Raw genomic sequence first — 21,389 nt, forward strand, 5'->3', positions numbered from 1 at the left:
AGGGTAAAACAATATAGTATGGAAAACGATATTGAATTTAATAGTAGATTAAACTTAGAAGAACTAAAGACTAGTGTAGCGCAAATAAAAGCGGAATTGTCTAAAGTAATTGTAGGGCAAAAACACATAGCAAACCTTTTAATTACGGCGCTTCTTGCAGAAGGCCATGTTTTGTTAGAAGGGGTTCCAGGTGTTGCAAAAACTATTACCGCTAAATTGTTAGCAAAATCTTTAGAAGTTGATTTTAGTAGAATTCAATTTACCCCAGATTTAATGCCGTCTGATGTATTAGGAACGTCTATTTTTAATTTGAAAACGTCCAATTTCGAGTTTAAAAAAGGTCCTATTTTTTCTAATATTATTTTAGTAGATGAAATAAATAGAGCGCCGGCAAAAACTCAAGCAGCTTTGTTTGAGGTTATGGAGGAAAGGCAAGTTACTATGGATGGGGTTAAATATCCTTTAGAGGCCCCTTACATGATATTGGCAACGCAAAATCCTATAGAGCAAGAAGGAACCTATCGCTTGCCGGAGGCGCAACTAGATCGTTTTTTATTTAAAATAACCATCGATTATCCCAATTTACAGGATGAGATTGAAATAATAACTAGAGAGCATCAACTAAAAACGACAAAGTTGGCCCAAATAACCAATAGTTTAAGCAAAGAGAAAATTATTGCTTATCAGGGGTTAATCTCTCAAGTAATTGTAGAGCCACATTTAATAAAATATATAGCAGAAATAATATTAAATACTCGTAATAACCCTTTCTTGTATTTAGGGGCTTCACCAAGAGCATCTATTGCAGTATTAAAGGCTAGTAAGGCCTTTGCAGCGATAAATGGAAGAGATTTTGTTACTCCAGAAGATATTAAGCAAATTGCTATTCCTGTATTGCAGCACCGTGTAATAATTACGCCAGAAAGAGAAATGGAAGGAATAACGTCGGTTCAGATAATCAACGATATTTTACAAAGTGTAGAAATTCCTAAATAAGGAAGATTCATGGCCAAAAAGCAAACATCAGAATTTTCAAGAATGCCAGTCGTACAATTTTTTAAGAACTTGTTTTTAAACAATCGGTTTTTTTATGCGATGTTTGGAATTATAGTACTTTTTGTACTGAGTTTTATTTTTCCAAGTTTGTTGGCACTTTCTAAATTCCTTCTTTTTGTTTTTGCGGTTTTAGTTTTGGTAGATGTTTTCGTTCTTTTTGGTACCAAAAGAGGAATCGAAGCCAGTAGAGAATTACCTGAGAAATTTTCTAATGGAGATGAGAATACAATTGCTGTAAACTTAGTTAATGGTTATTCTTTAAAAATGTACTGCTCGGTAATCGATGAATTGCCAATGCAATTTCAGCAACGCAATTTTAATAAGCGGGTAATAATTTCGGGAGGTAAAAAAGAGCAGCTAAATTATAAAGTAAGACCAGTAGAGAGGGGGGAGTATATTTTTGGTTTATTACATGTATATACTTCGAGTAAAATTGGTTTTGCAATGCGTCGATTTTCTTTTGGAGAATCGCAAATGGTGAAAACATACCCGAGTTTTTTACAATTAAAAAAGTACGATTTAATTTCTTTAAATCAGAGTAGTTTACAATTCGGAATAAAAAAAATTAGACGAATTGGAAATTCTTTTGAGTTTGAGCAGATTAAAGATTACGTACAAGGAGACAATATAAAAGATATTAACTGGAAAGCCACGGCTAAAAGAAACCAGTTAATGGTTAATCAGTTCCAAGATGAGAAATCGCAACAAGTATATTCGATAATAGATAAAGGAAGGGTAATGAAAATGCCTTTTGAGAACCTTAGTTTGTTAGATTATGCCATAAATGCAGCATTGGTAATAAGTAGTGTTGTAGTTCGTAAACAGGATAAAGCTGGTATTTTTTCCTTTTCTAAAAAACCAGAAAATTTTGTAGTAGCAGAGCGTAGAAATGCGCAAATGAATTTGATTCAAGAATCTCTTTATAATGTAACTACCGATTACAGTGAGTCTGATTTTGGGAATTTGTATGGACATATAAAGCGAAAAATAACAACTAGAAGTTTGTTATTACTGTATACAAATTTTGGTAGTTTAGATGCTGTTCATCGCCAAATGAATTATTTAAGGGCTATTAATAAAAGCCATATGTTGGTTGTGGTTTTCTTTAAAAATACAGAGTTAGAGTCTCTAAAAACACAAGAAGCTAAAAATACACAAGAAATTTTTGACAAAACTATCGCAGAAAAATTTAGCTATGATAAAAAATTAATAGTGGCTGAACTTAATAAATTTGGAATTCAAACTATTCTTACCGAACCACAAAATCTAACTATAGATACTATAAATAAGTATTTGGAAATAAAGGCTAAAGGGGTATTGTAGTTCATTTTTTAACATCTATTTTTATTCCTGTTGTATACTGTTTTTAGGCTTGGTAAAAACTACGCTATAGTCTACCTTAGCAAATCCTAAAATTTAAAGTAATTTTTGTACTAACTAGGAGACTCAATTGCTATGAAAAAGAATATTCAAGATTTATTAAAAGAACGAATTTTAGTGTTAGATGGGGCAATGGGAACTATGTTACAGCGCTATAAGTTTACAGAAGAAGATTTTCGCGGAGAACGTTTTAAAGATTGGAAATCACCTGTCCAAGGAAATAACGACTTGTTGTCTTTAACACAGCCTGAAGCTATTGCAGAAGTTCACAGAAAATATTTTGCTGCAGGAGCAGATATCGTAGAAACAAATACTTTTTCTAGTACTACCATTGCTATGGCAGATTATGACATGGAAGAATTGGTGTATGATTTAAATTATGAATCTGCACGGATAGCAAAAATGGTTGCAGATGAGTTTACAGAAAAAGAACCTAATAAACCTCGTTATGTGGTTGGGAGTATAGGTCCTACTAACAAAACAGCAAGTATGTCTCCAGATGTAAATGATCCGGGGTATAGAGCTGTTTCTTTTGAGGAGTTACGAGTGGCATACAAACAGCAAGTAGAAGCTTTGTTAGATGGAGGAGCAGACCTTCTTATGGTAGAAACTATTTTTGATACTCTTAATGCAAAAGCAGCATTATTTGCAATTGAGGAAGTAAAAGAAGAACGTAGTATAGATGTGCCAATTATGGTAAGTGGAACCATAACGGATGCCTCAGGTAGAACGTTATCAGGGCAAACAGCAGAAGCATTTTTAATATCTGTATCTCATATTCCAATTTTATCTGTAGGTTTTAATTGCGCCTTAGGAGCGGATCAATTAGTACCGCACTTAGAAGTTGTTTCTGCAAAAACAAATCATGCAATATCGGCGCACCCTAATGCAGGTTTGCCAAATGCTTTTGGCGAGTATGATGAAACTCCAGAGCAAATGGCTTCTCAAATAAAGGAGTATGCAGAAAAAAATTTGGTAAACATTGTGGGAGGATGTTGTGGAACAACTCCAGAGCATATTTCAGCAATAGCAGAAGTAGTAAAAGCATATAAACCTAGGCAAGTATCATAATTTTGTTGAAATGATTATTGAAATAGCAGAATTGAAGATTAAAGATGGAATGTCTGGAGATTTTGAAGAGAATTTTAAAAAAGCTGAATTGATAATTTCATCAATGAAAGGGTATATTTCTCATCAAATGAAAAAATGTATTGAAGAAGAAAATCAATATTTATTATTAGTTAAATGGGAGACCTTAGAAGATCACGAAATAGGGTTTAGGAAAAGTGAAAAATATCAAGAATGGAAAAAGTTGTTACATCATTTTTATGAGCCTTTTCCAAAAGTATTACATTATAAATGAGCAACCAAAAGCCAAAATATTTAAAATTAAGTGGACTAGAACCTTTGGTTCTATCTGCAGAAACTAACTTTATAAATGTTGGTGAACGTACCAATGTTGCAGGGTCTAAGAAATTTTTACGCTTAATAAAAGAAGAAAAATTTGAAGAGGCTTTAGATGTAGCTCGTAATCAGGTAGAAGGTGGAGCCCAGATTATAGATATTAATATGGATGACGGACTTATCGATGGCAAGGAGGCTATGGTTAAGTTTTTAAACCTAGTTATCGCAGAACCAGACATTGCGAGGGTACCTATTATGATAGATAGCTCTAAATGGGATATTATTGAAGCAGGTCTGCAAGTTGTTCAAGGAAAATGTGTTGTAAATTCTATTAGTTTAAAAGAAGGGAAGGAACAATTTATTCATCAAGCAAAGCTTATAAAAAGATATGGAGCAGCCGTAATTGTAATGGCTTTTGATGAGGTTGGGCAAGCCGATAATTATGAACGTAGGTTAGAAATATCCAAACGATCTTACGATATCTTAGTAAATGAAGTGAATTTTGCTCCAGAAGATATCATATTCGATTTAAATATATTTCCTGTGGCAACAGGAATGGATGAGCATAAGCTAAATGCAATAGATTTTATAGAGGCAACAAGGTGGGTAAAAGAAAATTTACCACATTGTAGTGTTAGTGGAGGGGTAAGTAATGTCTCTTTTAGTTTTAGAGGAAACAATCCTGTTAGGGAAGCTATGCATTCTGTATTCTTGTATCATGCTATCCAAGCAGGAATGAATATGGGTATTGTTAACCCAGCTATGCTAGAGGTTTATGATGATATTCCTAAAGATTTATTAGAGCATGTAGAAGATGTTATTCTTAATAGAAGAGAAGATGCTACAGAGCGTTTGTTAGATTTTGCAGAATCTGTAGTAGGTAAAGCAAAAGAAAGTAAGGTAGATTTATCTTGGAGAGAAGAGCCTTTACAGAATAGAGTTACCAGAGCTTTAGTAAAAGGGATAGATCAATATGTTGTAGAAGATATAGAAGAAGCTCGTTTAAGCGTAGGTAAACCTATTGAAGTAATAGAAGGCCATTTAATGACTGGGATGAATGTTGTTGGTGATCTCTTTGGGAGTGGTAAAATGTTTCTGCCGCAGGTAGTAAAATCTGCCCGAGTGATGAAAAAAGCAGTAGCCTATTTGTTACCTTATATTGAAGAGGAAAAACTTAAAAATCCACAAGTTGGGGATTCAAAAGGGAATGGTAAAATATTAATGGCGACTGTAAAAGGGGATGTTCATGATATTGGTAAAAATATTGTAAGCGTAGTGCTGGCTTGTAATAATTACGAGATAGTAGATATGGGGGTAATGGTGCCTCCAGAGCAAATCATTAATAAAGCTAAAGAAGAAAATGTTGATATTATTGGTCTAAGTGGGCTAATAACACCGTCTTTAGATGAGATGGTTTTCCTCGCCAAAGAAATGGAGAGGCAAAATTTCTCAGTTCCATTACTTATTGGAGGGGCAACTACAAGCAAGGCACATACCGCTGTAAAAATTGATCCTCAATATAGTAACGCCGTGGTGCACGTTAATGATGCTTCTAGAGCGGTTACAGTAGTTGGTGATTTGTTGCATGAAGAGAATTCAAAAAAATATAAGGACGGTATTAAACTCGATTACGAAGAGTTTAGGGATAAGTTTTTAAAGAGAACAAAGAAAAAGGAATATAAAACTATTGTAGAAGCTAGAGAGAATAGTTTTAAAATAGATTGGAATGCATCTAAAATAATAAAGCCAAATCAATTAGGAATTCAGGTTATAGAAGATATTTCTTTAAAGAAACTAGAACCTTATATAGATTGGTCTCCATTTTTTAGAGGATGGGAATTACATGGAAAGTATCCAGCCATTTTATCGGATGACGTTGTAGGAGAACAGGCGACTGAGTTGTTTGCTGATGCCCAACAAATGCTACAGAAGATATTCAAGGAAAAACTATTTAAAGCTAGAGCCATATTTGGTCTGTTTCCTGCAAATACGGTTGGGGTAGATGATATAGAAGTTACCCATGCTGATAGAACATTTGTATTTAGAACACTACGTCAGCAGCTAAAACGTAGGGAAGGAGTGCCCGACTATGCCTTAGCAGATTTTATAGCTCCAAAGAGTACAGGGAAGCAAGATTATATAGGAACTTTTTGTGTTAGCACCGGTTTTGGTGTAGATGAAATTGCAGATGCGTATAAAAAGGATTTAGACGATTATAATTCCATTTTAATTAAAGCACTAGCAGATCGTTTGGCAGAAGCTTATGCGGAGTATTTACATAAAGAAGTACGTGTAAATTATTGGGGATACGCAGCAGATGAGTCTTTAGAAAATGAAGATTTAATAAACGAATCTTATAAAGGTATTAGGCCAGCTCCTGGGTACCCAGCATGTCCAGACCATTTAGAAAAATTAACTATTTGGGAAATGTTAAATGTAGAGAAAGAGATTGGTGTTAAGTTAACAGAAAGTTTAGCAATGTGGCCGGCGGCTAGTGTTAGTGGTTATTATTTTGCTAATGAAGAAGCTCGTTATTTTGGTTTAGGAAAAATAAAGGAAGATCAAGTAGGAGACTTTGCAAAACGAAAAGGAATGTCATTAGAAGAAGCAACGAAATGGTTAGCAACAAATATTTCGGATGAGTAATATGAAAAAATATATTGAAGTTTCTTTAGGTAGTTATAGTGTTAGCCATGGATATGATGCTAATAATAAGGAAATAATGGAGGACTTTGTTGTAGATGGTTTTTCAAAAAAAATAGTAGCTGTAAATCGAATAAAATCGGTTAGTGATAAGTATATTTTGACAGACTATTTAGATGGTAGGTGGATATATTGGGAGTATAAAGAGAGCTATAGCGCTGTTAAATCTATGCTGCTATAACTAAAATATATTGTTTTACAGTGATATGGATATAAAGAGTTTGGTAGAGGAAAGTAAAGGGTTATATAATGGGGAGCCGTGGTTTGGAACTTCTATTATGGGTTCTTTGAAAAATATTTCTCCTGAATTCTGGAATTTAAGACCAGAAAATACTTCAAACTCTATAGCATCTATTGTTTATCATATGATAAATTGGAGAGGTTTTGTAATTGAAAAATTAAAAGAAAACGCTTCTTTTGATATTGAATTGGAAACGAAAGAAGATTGGAGGGAAAACGTTTCAGTATCCAATGAGGAAGAGAAAAAGGAAATATTAGCAGAACTAAGAGCTTCTCAAGAAGAATTAGAAAAATTAATTCTCGAAAAGAAGGTATCTTGGTTAAAAGAAAATACAGTAGGTAAAAAGTACACCAATAGCTATATGTTGCATGGAATATTACAACACGATGCTTATCATTTGGGGCAAATTAACTTAATCAGAAGTCAATTAAGAAAAGTATAATACGGAAATAAGTTTAGAGTAATGAAAGTAACAGATCACATTAGTAACGCACAGGGAAAAACATTATTTTCTTTTGAAATAGTACCTCCGGTAAAAGGGAAAAACATTCAGGAATTATATAATAATATAGACCCTTTAATGGAGTTTAATCCTCCTTTTATAGATGTTACTACCTCTCGCGAGGAATATGTATATGTTAATAAAGAAGGTTTGTTAGATAAGAAAATAACACGTATGCGTCCGGGGACTGTTGGTATTTGTGCATCTATTAAGCATAAGTATAATGTAGATACTGTACCTCATGTTCTTTGTGGAGGGTTTACAAAGGAAGAAACAGAATATGTTCTTGTAGATTGTCAATATTTAGGGATAGATAATGTTATGGCATTGCGAGGAGATGCTATGAGAGAAGAGCAGTATTTTACTCCAGCCAAGGGTGGGCATACCTATGCTACTCAGCTTGTTTCACAAATTCAAAATTTAAATTCTGGCCAATATTTACATGATGATACTCCGATGGAGAATAATGCTGATTTTTGTATTGGTGTGGCGGGTTATCCGGAAAAACATTTGGAGGCTCCTTCTTTGCAATCTGATTTAAAAAGATTAAAAGAAAAGGTAGATGCTGGTGCAGATTATGTAGTTACGCAAATGTTTTTTGATAATCAAAAGTACTTTGAGTTTGTGGAGGCAGCAAAAAAAATGGGAATTAATGTGCCTATTATACCAGGTATAAAGCCTATGGCGGTGAAAAGGCATTTACAATTATTACCACAGGTATTTAAAATAGATTTACCGCAAGATTTAATTGATGCCGTAGATAATTGCGAAAACAATAAGGCAGTTAGGCAAGTCGGAATAGAATGGGCAATACAACAATCTAAAGAATTAAAGAAGGCTGGTGTTCCTGTATTACATTATTATTCTATGGGGAAATCAGATAACGTATACTCAATTGCAAAAGAGTTGTTTTAAATAAAAAAAATATCTATTCAAAAGAATAGAAAAAAGACTAGTCTCAAATTCCTATTTTTGCGGTTTATGAGACTAGTTTTCTTTTTAGTTACAGTACTATCTTTTTTTTCTTGTTTGTCACAAGAAGAGAAACTTGCAAAAAAATACACCATTGATGCTAGTCCATTTTATGGTTCTGTACTGCGGCATAATCCAAGTATATCGCACTTAATTACGAATCATCCAGATGGTGTTATTTTAAGTTTTAATAAAAAAACCTTTGGGCAAGAAGAATGGGAGCGGGCTTATAATTATCCAGATGTTGGGTATTCGTTCATATATCAGAATATGAATAATAGTACTTTAGGAGAACATTATGGGGTTTTTCTACATTATAGTTTGTATTATTTAAAAAGAAACTTGCAATTAAGAATAGGGCCAGGAATATCGTATAATACGAATCCTTATGACAAGGAAACTAACTTTAGAAACAATGCGTACGGAACCTCCATTATGGCCTCAGTTTATTTTATGCTAAACTATCACAAAGAAAATATTTATAAAGGCTTAGGTTTTAAAGCAGGACTTTCTTTAATTCATTATTCTAATGGAAGTTTTAAATCCCCTAACACCTCTACAAATACTTTGGCTTTTAATGCAGGGTTTGTTTATGATTTGAGTGGAGGTAAAGAAATACCCTATAAAGAAAAAGTTACAAAGTTAAAGTTTAAAGAATCAGTAAAATATAATGTAGCGTTAAGAGCAGGAATTAATAGCAGTGATGTGGAAGGAATGGGGCAATACCCTTTTTACGTTGTGTCTGCTTATGCAGACAAGCGCATTGGTAGAAAAAGTGCTTTTCATTTTGGAACGGACATTTTCTTTTCTAGATTTTTAAAAGAGTATATACGTTTTCAAAGTATTTCCTTTCCCGAAAATAATGTTTCGGCAGATACAGATTATAAGCGAGTTGGTGTATTTGTGGGTCATGAGCTGTTTATTAATAAATTGTCAGTTACTACGCAACTGGGCTATTATGTATATTATCCTTTCGATTTTGAAGGTAGAATGTATAATAGGTTAGGTTTAAAAAGATATTTAGGAGATAAAGTATTTGCTGAATTTACCCTAAAGTCTCATGCTGCTAATGCCGAAGCTTTTGAGTTTGGAGTAGGGCTTCGGTTTTAAAAAATAGAAATGAAAAAGGGTAATTGTATATTCGTTTTGGTATTGATTTTGAACTTTGCATGTACTTCTTCAAGTGCTCCAGATTGTTTTCAGGCAGCAGGAATTATTGGTAAAGAAGAGATAATCGTATCTGAGTTTAATAAGATTACTGTTTTCGAAAATATAGAGCTTATACTTAAGCAAGGAGAACAGAAGGTGGAAATAGAAACGGGAGAGTTTTTAAAAGAAGAAGTCTTTGCCGTAGTTGAAGATGGGAGATTAGTGCTGAGAGATGAGAATAACTGCAATTTTGTTAGAGATTATGGAGTTACTAAAATTTATGTAACCGCTCCAAATATTACAGAAATACGAAGTAGTACAAGTTGGCCAATTAGAAATGAAGGCGAATTGTCCTTTAGTAATTTAGTATTACTTTCAGAAAGTTACGGAGAACCGAAGGCAGATACAACCGATGGAGAATTTATTTTAAAAGTAAATACCAATAATCTTTCGGTGGTAGTAAACGGGAATTCTTTCTTTAAATTAAGCGGTGCTACGGAAAATTTAAATGTAACAATTGCTTCTGGAGATTCTAGAATGGAAATGGAAAATCTTATAGCAAAGAATGTTATGTTTAATCATAGAGGTTCTAATGATTTTTTGGTTTACCCAGTAGAAGCATTAAGTGGTATACTACGAGGCACAGGAGATGTAAGGAGTTTTAATGAGCCTACAAATGTTTCGGTGGAAACCTTATATACCGGTAGTTTAATTTTTGAAGACTAAAAAAGGAAAGGGCTCCTATGAATAATCCTATTACAAGGTATTTAAAAAGAATATTTTTAACCAAAAAAATTATTGGTAAAGATACTTCGTTGCAAGGATTGGCGCAAGCAGATGAGTTACTTCAAAGATTAGTTTCGCAAAAGAAAATACCAGGTTTGGCAATAACCGTTTTAGAAGACGGAAAAACAATATTTCAAAAAGGGTATGGTTATACTAGTTTAGAAACAAAAAAAATAATAGACCCCGCGAATACTCAATTTAGAATAGCGAGTGTATCTAAACCTATAGCTGCAATAGCTTTGGCGCATATGGTAGCAGATGGGGTGATAGATTTAGATGCTTCTTTTTTTAACTACGTTCCTTATTATCCTCAAAAAGAGTGGGATTTTACCATACGCCAATTAGCAAGCCATACTGCAGGAATCAGAGGTTATAAAGGAATAGAATATGGGCTAAATAAAGACTACTCTATAAAAGAAAGTATTTCAATATTTAAGGATGACCCCTTGCTTTTTAAACCAGGTACTGATTATTTGTATAATAGTTTCGATTGGGTTTTAGTTTCTCTAGCAATGCAAGAAGCTGGCGGACTTCCTTTTGAAGAGTACGTGGTTGAAAAGGTTTTGCAACCTTTACATTTAAAAAATACGGTTGCAGAAGTTAAAGGTGCTAATTACCCTAATGTTACTTCTTTTTATTCAAAAAATAGATTAGGGTTTAGAGAAGCTGTCCCTGTAAACAATTATTACAAATTAGCCGGGGGAGGTTTCCTTTCTACAGCAGTAGATATAGCAAATTTTGGACAAGCTTTTTTAGATAAAAGAGTATTACAAGAAAGTATTTTAAAACAATTTATAACTACGGAAGTCATCAACAATAAACCAACTTATTATGGTTTGGGTTGGCAAGTAAGTCAAGATAAAGCAGGGCGCGATTATTTTGGACATGTAGGGAACGGAATAGGAGGTTACTCTAATTTTTACGTATATCCAAATGAGCAACTAGTGTTTTCGATCTTAGTAAATTGTACCAATCCTAAGATTCAAGAAGAGTTAGATGAGGTGATTTCTATTCTAATGAACAGAAAGAGGAATGCATAATATTTTTTGGTTGGCAGTAAAGTAAGAAGGTTCTTCGTTTTTGCTAAGGATTTAACCATAAAAACCAAAAAATATGAAAAAAGCAAATGTATTCTTAATGGGTTGTTTAGCAATTGCAGCAATGTCATGTTCTAAAGATGATGAAAATAAATTGGACAGCAACCCAGATCCGGACGGAGTAAATAAGCAGGAAGAAGTTCTGTTAGATATTGCAGCAGTAACTAATGGAGTAAGTATTGATGGTGCTACTAAAGTTCAAGGAAGCCCTGTTCCCAATGGAGATTTAGAATTCAGTTTAGATTACGACAAACAAACTGCTTTTCAAACCAACGGTTTTAATATAGAGTTTAAGGCGCCAGATGGTTTTGCAGGGGCTTATGTACAATTGAAAGATGAAAACGGAATGGCAGATTCTTATTTTGATATTCCTTCCGGCGCTACAAACAATGTTTATAATAAGGCACCGAAAACTATAGAAAGAGGTCTTTTTACTAGTAAAAAATCGGATAAAGGAAACGTAACAGCAAAAGGAGAGGATACTTCTATTGATGTAAATTTTGAATCAGAAGTTACTGCAGGTACCTTTTGTTATGTAATTTGTGTTTATGATGGTCAAGGTAATGTTAGTCAGCCATCAGAAGTTTGCGTAACAGTAGAATCTTGGGGTGGTAATATTAACTTGGTTGCGGATTGGAGCTATACAAAAGAAATATATAAGGGAGAAACAATCAATGTTGGCGAGGCCGATTGCGATGATTTTGATACCCGTACCGTGAACTGTGCTGGTGGAGAAACTAAAGAATTTAATACGGAATATTGTTATACTGTTGATGGTTTAGAACTAACAATAAAAAGTGACGGTACCTATTCCTATGTTTCAGAGGAAACCAGTAGCGATTATGACTGGGATGCTACAATAGACTCGTGTAAGTTAGTAATTGAGAATCATAAAGTAAGGTATGCTTCTCAAGGTAATTGGGCTTATGATGTTGAGGAGAGTAGACTAACATTAGTAGAATTTGAATATACAGAAACTTACAATAATCAAACAGTGCCTGGAGTTGAAGAGGATGGGTATTTAATTTTTGACGGACAAGCAACAATCACCGAGAATAAGTTAGTAATTTCTGAAACTGAGATTTTTAACGATGTAGAAGAAATTGATGAGTATCATTTCAGTAAAAAATAATAGAAATAATATCTATTAAGATAAAGACTCTCATGTTTGGGAGTCTTTTTTTATTTTTAGTTATTCGCAACAATAATGGTTAAATGCAAAAAAATTATTGCTTATTGGCCTAAATATTTGTAAATAAATAAAAAATTAATGTAAAGCTTTCATTATTAAATTTAATTATTACTTTAGCCATCGTATTACAATAAAAAATGACAAAGCAATATTTCTGGAACGGTTTTACCTTTTACTTCTTTTTTAAGAGAAGTGCGGAGCTGTTCTAGTATATTTTAAAATATAAATAGAGTAAAGTTCCGATAAAATCGGAACTTTTTTTTTGTAAAAAAGTGAATAACAAACTGTTTTGAAATGCAGTAATTAAGAGGGCATGAAATTAAATATAGCTATACAAGGAATAAAAGGATCTAACCATCACCAAGTGGCAAGAGATTACTTTGGGGATGATGTTAACTTGTTAGAGTGTATGTCTTTTGATTTTCTTGTAGAGCAATTATTGAAAGGTAAAGCAGATAAGGGAATAATGGCTATTGAAAATTCTATAGCAGGTTCTATAATCCCTAATTATGCTTTAGTTTATCATAATAATTTGCATATAATTGGGGAGTATTATTTAAATATTCATCATAACCTTATGGTGTCTAAAGGACAATCTATAGACCAAATTACCGAGGTAAGATCACATCCAATGGCATTGCTGCAGTGTAAGGATTATTTTAAAAGCTATCCACATATTAAATTGGTAGAAGATGTGGATACTGCGGAAACAGCAAAGCAGATTCAAGAACAATCGTTAAAGCATGTTGCGGCAATTGCACCAATGGTAGCAGCCGAGTTATATGATTTGGAAATTATTGCTCCAGAAATACAAACTATAAAAGACAACTCTACCAGGTTTATTATTGTAAAAAAAACAAATAAGGAATTACCTAAAGAAGAAATTAATAAGGCGTCTATTCGTTTCGTTACAGATCATAAAAGAGGGAGTTTAGCAGCAGTTTTAAATGTAATGAGCGATTGTAATTTGAATCTCACAAAAATTCAATCCTTACCTATTATTGAAACACCTTGGAAATACGCTTTTTTTGTAGATATAAAATTTGAAGAGTATTCTAGTTTTAGTAAAGCAAAATCACTTTTAGAAATAATGTCCGAAGATTTTAAAGTATTAGGAGAATATAAAAATGGAAGAGTATGATTAGCACTGCGGATAGATTAAAAACAGTTGAGGAATACTATTTCTCTAAAAAATTACGAGAAGTTCGTGGGCTAATTTCAGATGGAAAGCCAATTATAAATATGGGTATTGGTAGTCCCGATTTGGCACCGTCAGAAGGAGTTATACAGGCAGTTACTAATTCTTTAAGAGATAATGGAGCTCACCAATATCAAAGCTACCAAGGTTTGCCAGAATTAAGAGAGGCTATTGCAGATTTTTATAAGAATAAATTTGGTGTTTCTGTAAACCCGCAAGATGAAGTATTGCCTCTTATGGGTTCTAAAGAAGGAATAATGCATATTAGTATGGCCTTTTTAAATACAGGTGATGAGGTATTAATTCCGAACCCTGGATATCCAACATATACTTCGGTGACTAAATTAGTAGGAGCAGTTCCAAAACAATATAATTTAACAGCAGAAAAAGATTGGTTTCCAGATTTAGAAGATTTGTCAAAACAAGATTTATCTAAAGTTAAATTAATGTGGGTGAGCTATCCGCATATGCCTACTGGAGCAACAGCAACTAAAGAAAAATTGCAAGAACTTATTGCTTTTGCAAAAGCAAACGATATATTATTGGTTAATGATAACCCATACAGTTTTGTGTTAAGTAAAAACCCAACAAGTATACTGGCATTAGAGAATGCTAAGGATGTTGTTTTAGAGTTAAATTCTTTAAGTAAAACCTTTAATATGGCCGGTTGGCGTGTAGGGATGGTTTTAGGAAACAAGACACATATAAATGCTATTTTAAAGGTAAAAAGCAATATGGATTCTGGGATGTTTTACGGTATTCAAAAAGGGGCAATTGCAGCATTAAATAGTGGAGAAGATTGGTTTAATTCTTTAGATCAAGTATATACTTCTAGAAGAGATTTAATGTTTCAATTAGCAGATAAATTAAATTGTGTTTACGATAAGAATGCAGTAGGCATGTTTGTTTGGGCAAAATTGCCAGCTGGAGCAAAATCGTCAGAAGATTTTGTAGATGATGTTTTGTACGATAAAAATATATTTATAGCTCCAGGGACTATTTTTGGTAGTAACGGAGAAGGGTATATACGCTTTTCACTTTGTGTAAAAGAAGAAAAAATAAAAGAAGCAATAGCAAGATTTTAAAAAATGAATGTATTTGTAATAGGTATTGGTTTAATAGGGGGGTCTATAGTAAAAGATGTAAAACGTCTTGTACCAAATACGACTATCTACGGTATAGATTCTAGCGCGGAACATGTAGAGCAGGCTTTATCTTTAGGCATTATTGATGAAAAAGCAGATTATAGCCAATTATCTCTTGCAGACATTGTTGTGGTAAGTATCCCGGTAGACGCTATGATTGCCGAGTTGCCTAAAATACTAGATGCTGTTAATGACGATTGTGTGGTTTTTGATGCTGGTTCCACCAAATTACAAATATGTAAAGTGTTGGAAAATCACCCTAAAAGGAGAAATTTTTTAGCATGCCATCCAATTTCGGGAACGGAATTTTCAGGACCTTCAGCAGCTATTAATGGACTATATGAAGGAAAAACCAATATAATTTGCGAGGTAGAAAAAACAGCATTTAAATTACAAGAAAAAGCGTTAGAACTTTTTCAAACCTTAGGTATGCGTATTCGGTATATGAATCCAGAGGCACATGATAAGCATATAGCATACGTATCACATTTGTCACACATCAGTTCCTTTATGTTAGGAAAGACGGTTATTGAGAAAGAAAAGAATGAACGTGATATTTTTGACATGGCGGGCAGTGGTTTTGAAAGCACCGTACGTTTGGCAAAAAGTTCCCCAGCAATGTGGACACCTATTTTTAAACAGAATAAAGAAAATGTCATAGAGACTTTAGAAGGCTATATTAATAACCTTACAGATTTTAAAAAAATGCTCCTTGCAGACGATTATGAGGGCATTTATAATGAAATGAATAATACCAATAAAATTAAAGAAATATTAAACGGAATACCACAAACAAAGAATAAATAAAAATGGAGAATTCAAAAGAAATGAGAACATGGTTGGATGACATGCAGCTAGATCATCCACTAGTAATAGCAGGGCCATGTAGTGCTGAAACAGAAGAGCAAGTGTTAAAGATTGCTCATGAATTAAAAGATACAGATGTAAGCTATTACAGAGCTGGTATCTGGAAGCCAAGAACTCGTCCGGGGAATTTTGAAGGCGTTGGTATTTTAGGCCTTAAGTGGTTGCAGAAAGTAAAAGAGGAAACGGGAATGAAAACCTGTACGGAAGTTGCTAATAGAGCACACGTAGAACTTGCATTAGAGCATGATATTGATTTATTATGGATTGGAGCTCGTACTTCTGTAAGTCCGTTTATTATGCAAGAAATTGCAGATGCTTTGGCAGGTACGGATAAAATAGTGTTAGTAAAAAACCCTATTAACCCAGACCTATCTTTATGGTTAGGTGGTATAGAGCGTTTATATACTGCAGGGATAAAAAACTTAGGGGCAATACACAGAGGTTTTTCTACTTACGAAAAAACAAAGTACAGAAACATTCCTGAGTGGCAATTGGCAATTGAGTTTAAAAACAAATTTCCTGATTTACCATTAATAAACGATCCATCTCATATTACAGGTAATAGAGATATGATTTTTGATGTTTCACAAACCGCATTAGATTTAAATTTTGATGGGTTAATGATTGAAACTCATTTTGATCCAGATAATGCGTGGAGTGATGCTGCGCAACAAGTTACGCCAGCTACATTAGTACAGATAATGAAAGATTTAAAAATCAGAAAAGAAAATGATTCTGAAGAAGCGTATACTAAAGATTTAGCCAATTTACGTGCGCAGATTGATGTGATTGATAATCAGTTAATAGAATCTTTAGGGAAGCGTATGAAAATTTCTGATAGTATTGGAAAGCTAAAGAAAGAAAAAAACGTTGCAGTATTACAGAGCAATCGTTGGAATCAGATTCTTGGAGCTATGATCTTAGAAGGAGAATCTAAAGGATTGAGTGAGGAGTTTGTTTTAAGAATGTTTAAGGCAATACACCAAGAATCTATAAATCATCAAGAAAAGATTTTAAATAAATAATATCAAAAAGCCGGCTTTTAAGCCGGCTTTTTATTTTTTTAAAAGGAAAGTGTTTATTTTTTAAAAATATAACGAGTTATAAAAATACCTTGCCCGTCTTTGTCTCCAGCATCGCTCTCCACCGCACTTAGTACGTGTATAAGCTCCCAGCCTTCTTTAGCCATTTTATTTAACTTTGAGGATATTACAGCGTCATTGGCGGCAATATTTTGAAATCGTATTCCGGCAATGTTGTAAAAATTTAAAAGTTTAGTTTCTTCAAAATTCTTTACCCTGATATCTCCTCTTTTAGATTTGTTTCTGGAGTTGTTCTCCTCTGTTTGAGTAGAAGTGTAAGTTTCATAGTCTTTTTCTTCTTTAGCATCTATTATCCGTGAGCGTCCCATACCGCTTGGAACAATAGATTCTACACTTGTAATTACTTTAAATTCTTGGGCATTAATTCCAGAATAGGATAGTAGCCCAAATGCCATTAATAAAATTATATTTTTCATTGTTTTGTTTATTTTAAAGACAATAAAAAGATGGTAAGGTTGCATAGGACTATAAAATTATTTCTAACAAAACTATTTAAAACCAAAATAGGAGCATATTTAGTCAAATACGCAGCGAAACAAACAAATTATACAATAACACGTTTGTAAATGATACGTATTAATTATTTTCGCCAATAATAAATAACATGGGATATACCATAAAAAACCAAAAATGACACAAAATTTTTTAAGAGTAAGTAAATCAATTTTAGCCCTATTTTTTTTAACGTTATTTCTTAATTGTTCCAAGAATCCAATTAAATGTTTAAATGGGAGCTGGGCACAAGATGTTGCTTCTGATTTAGAAGCGTTTACAACAGCATCGAGTAATTATAATGAGAATCCTACAGTAGAGAATTGTAATAGTTACAAAGCTGCACTTAACGGTTATATAAATGCTTTAGAGGGTGTTGATGATTGTTATAGAGGACTGGCAGATTTTGATGGGGATTTTGATGATGCTAAAGAGGAGCTTTCTGAAATTGACTGTACAGAAAATTAGACCTCTAGTTTACAAAGTTAACTTTAGAATATTGTAAAGAAAGAAGTAATAGTTTTCTTTATTGCAACTAAAAATATAAAAAGGCAGCCAAATAAAAGTGAAAATTATTGTTGGGTTGCCTTTTTTAGTTATAAACTATAATAGCTTAATAAACAGAAAGATTAAGAATGTAAATCAATTTAAAAACTAAAATTGTTTCTTTGCATTGTTAATTAATGTAAATGATAGGAACTGTATATAAATCTACTGGGAGTTGGTACACTGTAAAGACAGAGGAAGGTAGTTTTTATAACTGTAGAATTAAAGGAAAGTTTAGAATTAAAGGAATTAAAAGTACGAACCCCGTTGCGGTTGGTGATATAGTGCATTTTGATGTAGAGAAAATTGGAGATGAAACTTTAGGAGTAATATCCTCTATTGAAGAAAGAAAGAACTATATCATTAGAAAATCGGTTAATTTGTCAAAGCAAACGCACATTATTGCAACAAATTTGGATCAGGTTTTTTTAATGGTAACTTTAAATAATCCGCCTACCCATACTGCTTTTATAGATCGTTTTTTAGTTACTGCAGATGCCTATCATATTCCAGCGATAATCTTATTTAATAAAATAGATACTTATACCGAAGAAGAATTATTAGAAGTAAAGTACTTAGCTGCTCTATACCGAAAAGTTGGGTATACTTGTATTGGTATTTCGGCAAAAACGTCTAAAAATGTAGAGCAAGTAAAAACGTTGATGGAAGGAAAAACTTCTATGTTTTCAGGACACTCAGGAGTCGGTAAATCTACTTTGGTGAATAGTATTGAACCGGGATTAAGTATAAAAACCAAAGAAATTTCTAAGCAGCATCTTCAAGGACAACATACTACTACTTTTGCAGAGATGTTCGACTTAAGTTTTAATTCCAGAATAATAGATACTCCGGGAATAAAAGGCTTTGGTATTGTAGATATGGAAAAGGAGGAAATAGGGAGCTATTTTCCAGAAATTTTTGCGTTAAAAGGAGAGTGTAAGTTTAATAATTGCTTGCATATAGATGAACCTCATTGCGCAATAAAAAAGGCCCTAGAGACAGATGATATTGCATGGAGTAGGTATAAAAGCTATGTGCAAATGGTTTCTGGAGAAGATGAAAATTATAGAGTAGATATTCATTCTGAAAAAAAATGAGGGCAGTAATACAAAGGGTTTCTAGAGCAAGTGTTACAGTAGAAGGTAAAGAGATTTCAAAAATTAATACTGGACTTTTAGTTTTATTAGGAATAGAAGATTTAGATACCCAAGAAGATATAAATTGGTTGGCAAAGAAAATTATAAACCTTAGAATATTTAATGATGTAGATGGTGTTATGAATAATTCTTTGCTTCAAGAAAAAGGAGATGCTATTGTAGTAAGTCAGTTTACCTTACACGCGGGAACAAAAAAAGGAAATAGACCATCTTATATAAAAGCTTCTAAACCAGAAGTAGCTATTCCGTTGTATGAAAGCTTTATAAGTGAAATAGAATCGCAATTAGGAAAAAAAGTAGGAACGGGTATTTTTGGGGCAGATATGAAGGTGGACTTGCTTAATGATGGGCCTGTTACAATATGTATCGACACAAAAAACAAAGAGTGATTTTATTTTTTCTTATAAAAAGGTAAGAAAAATAGTATTTATTCGTTAGTTAGTTAACCGAACTAATTATAACCGTCAAATGCGCATTTTTTTCTATTTGGCACTGTTTTTTTGCAGTGTATATTCATTTTCTCAAGATTTTCAATATTCTTCCCTTTTAATAAAAGAAGAGCTAAAAGACAACGCAGACGCTGTTGTACGTTTTGATGAAATGGTGGTTGATATCTTGGCTCAGGATAACATGCTTTTAAAATCTAAAAGAGTAGTTACTGTTTTAAATAAAAATGGGAATAAACATGTTAATGCGTATGCTGGCTATAGTAATTCTAGTAAGGTTAAGTATATAAAAGCAATTGTTTATGATGCCTTTGGGAATGAAATCAAAAAAATAAAAGAGAAAGATTTTAAAGATGTAAGTGCCGTTTCCGGAGGTACGTTATACTCTGATTACAGAGTAAAATATTTGGATTATACACCTACAGGATATCCATATACAATAGTGTTAGAAAAAGAAATACAAACTAAAAATACTGCTTTTTTACCAACATGGAATTTCTTAGATGGTTATGGGGTGAGTGCAGAATTAAGCCATTTTAAATTAAATTTTGTACATGCCGATTTAAAACCAAGGGTTTTAGAAAAAAATACTGAAAATTATAATATTGAAATTAACGAAACTCCTTTGTCTATTGATTGTAAGGGTGTAGAGATTTCCGCTTTAAAAAAAGAACAGTTAAGTCCTATGTTTAACCAAATTTCACCTAAAATAATGACCAGACTTATAGATTTTCATTACGAAGGACATGATGCGCATGTGGAAAACTGGGAGCAATTAGGAGAGTGGATGTATGTTAATTTGTTACAAGGAAGAAGTGAATTACCCGAGTCTGTAAAAAGTCATATTACCAATTTGGTTAAAAATGTAGATTCGGATATAGAAAAAGCACGTTTAGTATATGAATATATGCAAAGTGTTACAAGATATATAAGTGTACAAGTAGGTATTGGAGGTATACAACCTATTATAGCCTCTGAGGTAGATAGGGTAAAGTATGGAGATTGTAAAGGATTATCTAATTATACTCATGCTTTATTGGAAGTCGCAGGAGTTAAAAGCTATTATGTTCATGTTGAAGCCGGTAATAATAAGATAGATTTTGAAGAAGATTTTCCAACTTTGGCGCAAGGAAATCATGCTATTTTAGCCATTCCGAATGGAGAAAGTTATACTTGGATAGATTGTACTTCTCAAACACATCCTTTTGGTTTTGTAGGGGACTTTACGGATGATAGAAAAGCATTTGTAATTAGACCTAATGGAGGGGAAGTAATTAAAACACCAGTGTATCTTAATGAAAATAATTCACAAAAAATGGAGGGCGAAATTCAGTTGTTAGAGGATGGAGCAATTAAGGTTTCCGCTGTTATAGAAACAAAAGGAATTAGGTATGATAATCGTTTTTATATAGAAGATTTAGATAAAGACAAAATTTTGGAATATTACCAAGATACATGGGCTAGTATAAATAATTTGATTTTAGAAAAAAATGAATTTAAAAATGATAAAGAGAAGGTTAAATTCACAGAAGAAGTTCAAATTAGTGCAAAAAATTATGCCAAACCTTCTGGGGAAAGAATACTATTTAGCCCCAATGTTTTAAATAAGAATAGTTTTGTTCCCAAAAGGTATCGTACTAGGAAATTACCATTTCAAATTCAGAGAGGGTATAAGGATGTAGATAGTTATGTAATATCAATTCCAGAAGGGTATGGTGTTGAAGCTCTCCCCGAGCCAGTAGAAATTATATCAGAATTTGGAGAATATAAAATGTCAGTGTTAAAACAAGGGGAGTCATTAAAATATGAGCGTCGTTTTTTGTTAAAGGCTGGCAAGCATCCAAAAGAAAAGTACAGCAACTATAGGAGTTTTAGGAAAAAGATTTCTAAAAATGACGGAGCCCAAGTTGTTCTAATTAAAAAATAATAAGGTGTTAATTAATAGTATAAAAT

21 protein-coding genes are annotated in these 21,389 nt (G+C 32.9%); 20 read left to right on the plus strand and 1 reads right to left on the minus strand.

The genetic code is table 11. From position 1 onward, the window contains the following. The first annotated feature begins 18 nt into the window (after positions 1 to 18). The 16 genes from Q0856_RS14160 to Q0856_RS14235 all read left to right on the plus strand — a co-directional run bounded on the left by Q0856_RS14160 (position 19) and on the right by Q0856_RS14235 (position 16,717). A complete protein-coding gene (locus tag Q0856_RS14160) occupies positions 19 to 996 on the plus strand; it encodes a MoxR family ATPase (protein WP_298479370.1) in 978 nt (325 codons plus the stop codon). A 9-nt stretch (positions 997 to 1,005) separates the two neighbouring features. Next, entirely contained in the window at positions 1,006 to 2,379 is a 1,374-nt protein-coding gene (locus tag Q0856_RS14165) for a DUF58 domain-containing protein (protein ID WP_298506074.1), read from the plus strand. A 132-nt stretch (positions 2,380 to 2,511) separates the two neighbouring features. Next, the gene (locus tag Q0856_RS14170; protein ID WP_298479365.1) at positions 2,512 to 3,507 is read left to right on the plus strand and encodes a homocysteine S-methyltransferase family protein; all 996 of its coding nucleotides are present in this window, start codon (positions 2,512 to 2,514) and stop codon (positions 3,505 to 3,507) included. Between the two features lie 10 nt (positions 3,508 to 3,517). Then, the gene (locus Q0856_RS14175; RefSeq protein WP_298479362.1) at positions 3,518 to 3,799 is read left to right on the plus strand and encodes an antibiotic biosynthesis monooxygenase; all 282 of its coding nucleotides are present in this window, start codon (positions 3,518 to 3,520) and stop codon (positions 3,797 to 3,799) included. Next, positions 3,796 to 6,486, plus strand: a complete 2,691-nt coding sequence (gene metH, locus Q0856_RS14180) for a methionine synthase (protein WP_298506077.1) — start codon at positions 3,796 to 3,798, stop codon at positions 6,484 to 6,486. The genes Q0856_RS14175 and metH overlap by 4 nt, the downstream gene beginning before the upstream one ends. Then, positions 6,479 to 6,724 (plus strand): hypothetical protein, encoded by a 246-nt coding sequence (locus Q0856_RS14185; protein WP_298479356.1) that lies wholly within the window; start codon positions 6,479 to 6,481, stop codon positions 6,722 to 6,724. Before metH ends, Q0856_RS14185 begins: the two co-directional genes overlap by 8 nt. Before the next feature lie 25 nt (positions 6,725 to 6,749). Then, entirely contained in the window at positions 6,750 to 7,226 is a 477-nt protein-coding gene (locus Q0856_RS14190) for a DinB family protein (protein ID WP_298506080.1), read from the plus strand. 21 nt (positions 7,227 to 7,247) lie between these two features. Further along, entirely contained in the window at positions 7,248 to 8,201 is a 954-nt protein-coding gene (gene metF, locus Q0856_RS14195; RefSeq protein WP_298479349.1) for a methylenetetrahydrofolate reductase [NAD(P)H], read from the plus strand. A 66-nt stretch (positions 8,202 to 8,267) separates the two neighbouring features. Continuing rightward, the gene (locus Q0856_RS14200) at positions 8,268 to 9,368 is read left to right on the plus strand and encodes an acyloxyacyl hydrolase (RefSeq protein WP_298506083.1); all 1,101 of its coding nucleotides are present in this window, start codon (positions 8,268 to 8,270) and stop codon (positions 9,366 to 9,368) included. Positions 9,369 to 9,377: 9 nt separating this feature from the next. Further along, positions 9,378 to 10,133 (plus strand): head GIN domain-containing protein, encoded by a 756-nt coding sequence (locus Q0856_RS14205; RefSeq protein ID WP_298506086.1) that lies wholly within the window; start codon positions 9,378 to 9,380, stop codon positions 10,131 to 10,133. A gap of 17 nt (positions 10,134 to 10,150) precedes the next feature. Further along, complete coding sequence (locus Q0856_RS14210; protein WP_298506087.1) at positions 10,151 to 11,233, plus strand: serine hydrolase domain-containing protein; 1,083 nt, start codon at positions 10,151 to 10,153, stop codon at positions 11,231 to 11,233. 73 nt (positions 11,234 to 11,306) lie between these two features. After that, entirely contained in the window at positions 11,307 to 12,422 is a 1,116-nt protein-coding gene (locus Q0856_RS14215) for a hypothetical protein (protein WP_298506090.1), read from the plus strand. Positions 12,423 to 12,795: 373 nt separating this feature from the next. Continuing rightward, entirely contained in the window at positions 12,796 to 13,623 is an 828-nt protein-coding gene (locus Q0856_RS14220; RefSeq protein WP_298506093.1) for a prephenate dehydratase, read from the plus strand. Beyond that, the gene (locus tag Q0856_RS14225; RefSeq protein WP_298506096.1) at positions 13,620 to 14,765 is read left to right on the plus strand and encodes an aminotransferase class I/II-fold pyridoxal phosphate-dependent enzyme; all 1,146 of its coding nucleotides are present in this window, start codon (positions 13,620 to 13,622) and stop codon (positions 14,763 to 14,765) included. Before Q0856_RS14220 ends, Q0856_RS14225 begins: the two co-directional genes overlap by 4 nt. A 3-nt stretch (positions 14,766 to 14,768) precedes the next feature. Then, positions 14,769 to 15,632: a prephenate dehydrogenase gene (locus Q0856_RS14230; RefSeq protein ID WP_298479328.1), complete on the plus strand. Its 864-nt coding sequence runs from the start codon at positions 14,769 to 14,771 to the stop codon at positions 15,630 to 15,632. Positions 15,633 to 15,634: 2 nt separating this feature from the next. Beyond that, positions 15,635 to 16,717 carry a bifunctional 3-deoxy-7-phosphoheptulonate synthase/chorismate mutase type II gene (locus Q0856_RS14235; protein WP_298506099.1) on the plus strand — a complete coding sequence of 361 codons (1,083 nt, stop codon included), beginning with the start codon at positions 15,635 to 15,637 and terminating at the stop codon, positions 16,715 to 16,717. Positions 16,718 to 16,770: 53 nt separating this feature from the next. On the opposite strand, the gene Q0856_RS14240 is transcribed toward Q0856_RS14235, so the two are convergent. Beyond that, the gene (locus Q0856_RS14240) at positions 16,771 to 17,190 is read right to left on the minus strand and encodes a hypothetical protein (RefSeq protein ID WP_298479667.1); all 420 of its coding nucleotides are present in this window, start codon (positions 17,188 to 17,190) and stop codon (positions 16,771 to 16,773) included. Positions 17,191 to 17,425: 235 nt separating this feature from the next. On the opposite strand from Q0856_RS14240, the gene Q0856_RS14245 reads away from it, so the two are divergent. The 4 genes from Q0856_RS14245 (at position 17,426) to Q0856_RS14260 (ending at position 21,363) form a co-directional block, all read left to right on the plus strand. Beyond that, positions 17,426 to 17,755 (plus strand): hypothetical protein, encoded by a 330-nt coding sequence (locus Q0856_RS14245; protein ID WP_298479322.1) that lies wholly within the window; start codon positions 17,426 to 17,428, stop codon positions 17,753 to 17,755. Between the two features lie 221 nt (positions 17,756 to 17,976). After that, positions 17,977 to 18,930, plus strand: a complete 954-nt coding sequence (gene rsgA, locus Q0856_RS14250; protein ID WP_298506102.1) for a ribosome small subunit-dependent GTPase A — start codon at positions 17,977 to 17,979, stop codon at positions 18,928 to 18,930. After that, entirely contained in the window at positions 18,927 to 19,379 is a 453-nt protein-coding gene (gene dtd / locus Q0856_RS14255) for a D-aminoacyl-tRNA deacylase (RefSeq protein WP_298506105.1), read from the plus strand. The genes rsgA and dtd overlap by 4 nt, the downstream gene beginning before the upstream one ends. A 79-nt stretch (positions 19,380 to 19,458) precedes the next feature. Further along, on the plus strand, positions 19,459 to 21,363 hold the full coding sequence (locus tag Q0856_RS14260) for a DUF3857 domain-containing protein (RefSeq protein WP_298506108.1): 1,905 nt from the start codon (positions 19,459 to 19,461) through the stop codon (positions 21,361 to 21,363). Positions 21,364 to 21,389: the final 26 nt, after the last annotated feature.

It is taken from the genome of uncultured Maribacter sp. (assembly GCF_947496775.1).
GTDB lineage: Bacteria > Bacteroidota > Bacteroidia > Flavobacteriales > Flavobacteriaceae > Maribacter_B.

Bases quoted from the DNA above. Each gene is read 5' to 3' on its own strand.
- Q0856_RS14245 (WP_298479322.1), top strand. From the start codon at position 17,426: ATGACACAAAATTTTTTAAGAGTAAGTAAATCAATTTTAGCCCTATTT.
- Q0856_RS14175 (WP_298479362.1), top strand. From the start codon at position 3,518: ATGATTATTGAAATAGCAGAATTGAAGATTAAAGATGGAATGTCTGGA.
- Q0856_RS14235 (WP_298506099.1), top strand. From the start codon at position 15,635: ATGGAGAATTCAAAAGAAATGAGAACATGGTTGGATGACATGCAGCTA.
- Q0856_RS14215 (WP_298506090.1), top strand. From the start codon at position 11,307: ATGAAAAAAGCAAATGTATTCTTAATGGGTTGTTTAGCAATTGCAGCA.
- Q0856_RS14170 (WP_298479365.1), top strand. From the start codon at position 2,512: ATGAAAAAGAATATTCAAGATTTATTAAAAGAACGAATTTTAGTGTTA.
- Q0856_RS14240 (WP_298479667.1), bottom strand. From the start codon at position 17,190: ATGGCATTTGGGCTACTATCCTATTCTGGAATTAATGCCCAAGAATTT.
- Q0856_RS14230 (WP_298479328.1), top strand. From the start codon at position 14,769: ATGAATGTATTTGTAATAGGTATTGGTTTAATAGGGGGGTCTATAGTA.
- Q0856_RS14200 (WP_298506083.1), top strand. From the start codon at position 8,268: ATGAGACTAGTTTTCTTTTTAGTTACAGTACTATCTTTTTTTTCTTGT.
- Q0856_RS14260 (WP_298506108.1), top strand. From the start codon at position 19,459: ATGCGCATTTTTTTCTATTTGGCACTGTTTTTTTGCAGTGTATATTCA.
- metF (WP_298479349.1), top strand. From the start codon at position 7,248: ATGAAAGTAACAGATCACATTAGTAACGCACAGGGAAAAACATTATTT.
- Q0856_RS14165 (WP_298506074.1), top strand. From the start codon at position 1,006: ATGGCCAAAAAGCAAACATCAGAATTTTCAAGAATGCCAGTCGTACAA.
- Q0856_RS14185 (WP_298479356.1), top strand. From the start codon at position 6,479: ATGAGTAATATGAAAAAATATATTGAAGTTTCTTTAGGTAGTTATAGT.
- Q0856_RS14190 (WP_298506080.1), top strand. From the start codon at position 6,750: ATGGATATAAAGAGTTTGGTAGAGGAAAGTAAAGGGTTATATAATGGG.
- Q0856_RS14220 (WP_298506093.1), top strand. From the start codon at position 12,796: ATGAAATTAAATATAGCTATACAAGGAATAAAAGGATCTAACCATCAC.
- metH (WP_298506077.1), top strand. From the start codon at position 3,796: ATGAGCAACCAAAAGCCAAAATATTTAAAATTAAGTGGACTAGAACCT.
- Q0856_RS14225 (WP_298506096.1), top strand. From the start codon at position 13,620: ATGATTAGCACTGCGGATAGATTAAAAACAGTTGAGGAATACTATTTC.
- Q0856_RS14160 (WP_298479370.1), top strand. From the start codon at position 19: ATGGAAAACGATATTGAATTTAATAGTAGATTAAACTTAGAAGAACTA.
- dtd (WP_298506105.1), top strand. From the start codon at position 18,927: ATGAGGGCAGTAATACAAAGGGTTTCTAGAGCAAGTGTTACAGTAGAA.
- rsgA (WP_298506102.1), top strand. From the start codon at position 17,977: ATGATAGGAACTGTATATAAATCTACTGGGAGTTGGTACACTGTAAAG.
- Q0856_RS14205 (WP_298506086.1), top strand. From the start codon at position 9,378: ATGAAAAAGGGTAATTGTATATTCGTTTTGGTATTGATTTTGAACTTT.
- Q0856_RS14210 (WP_298506087.1), top strand. From the start codon at position 10,151: ATGAATAATCCTATTACAAGGTATTTAAAAAGAATATTTTTAACCAAA.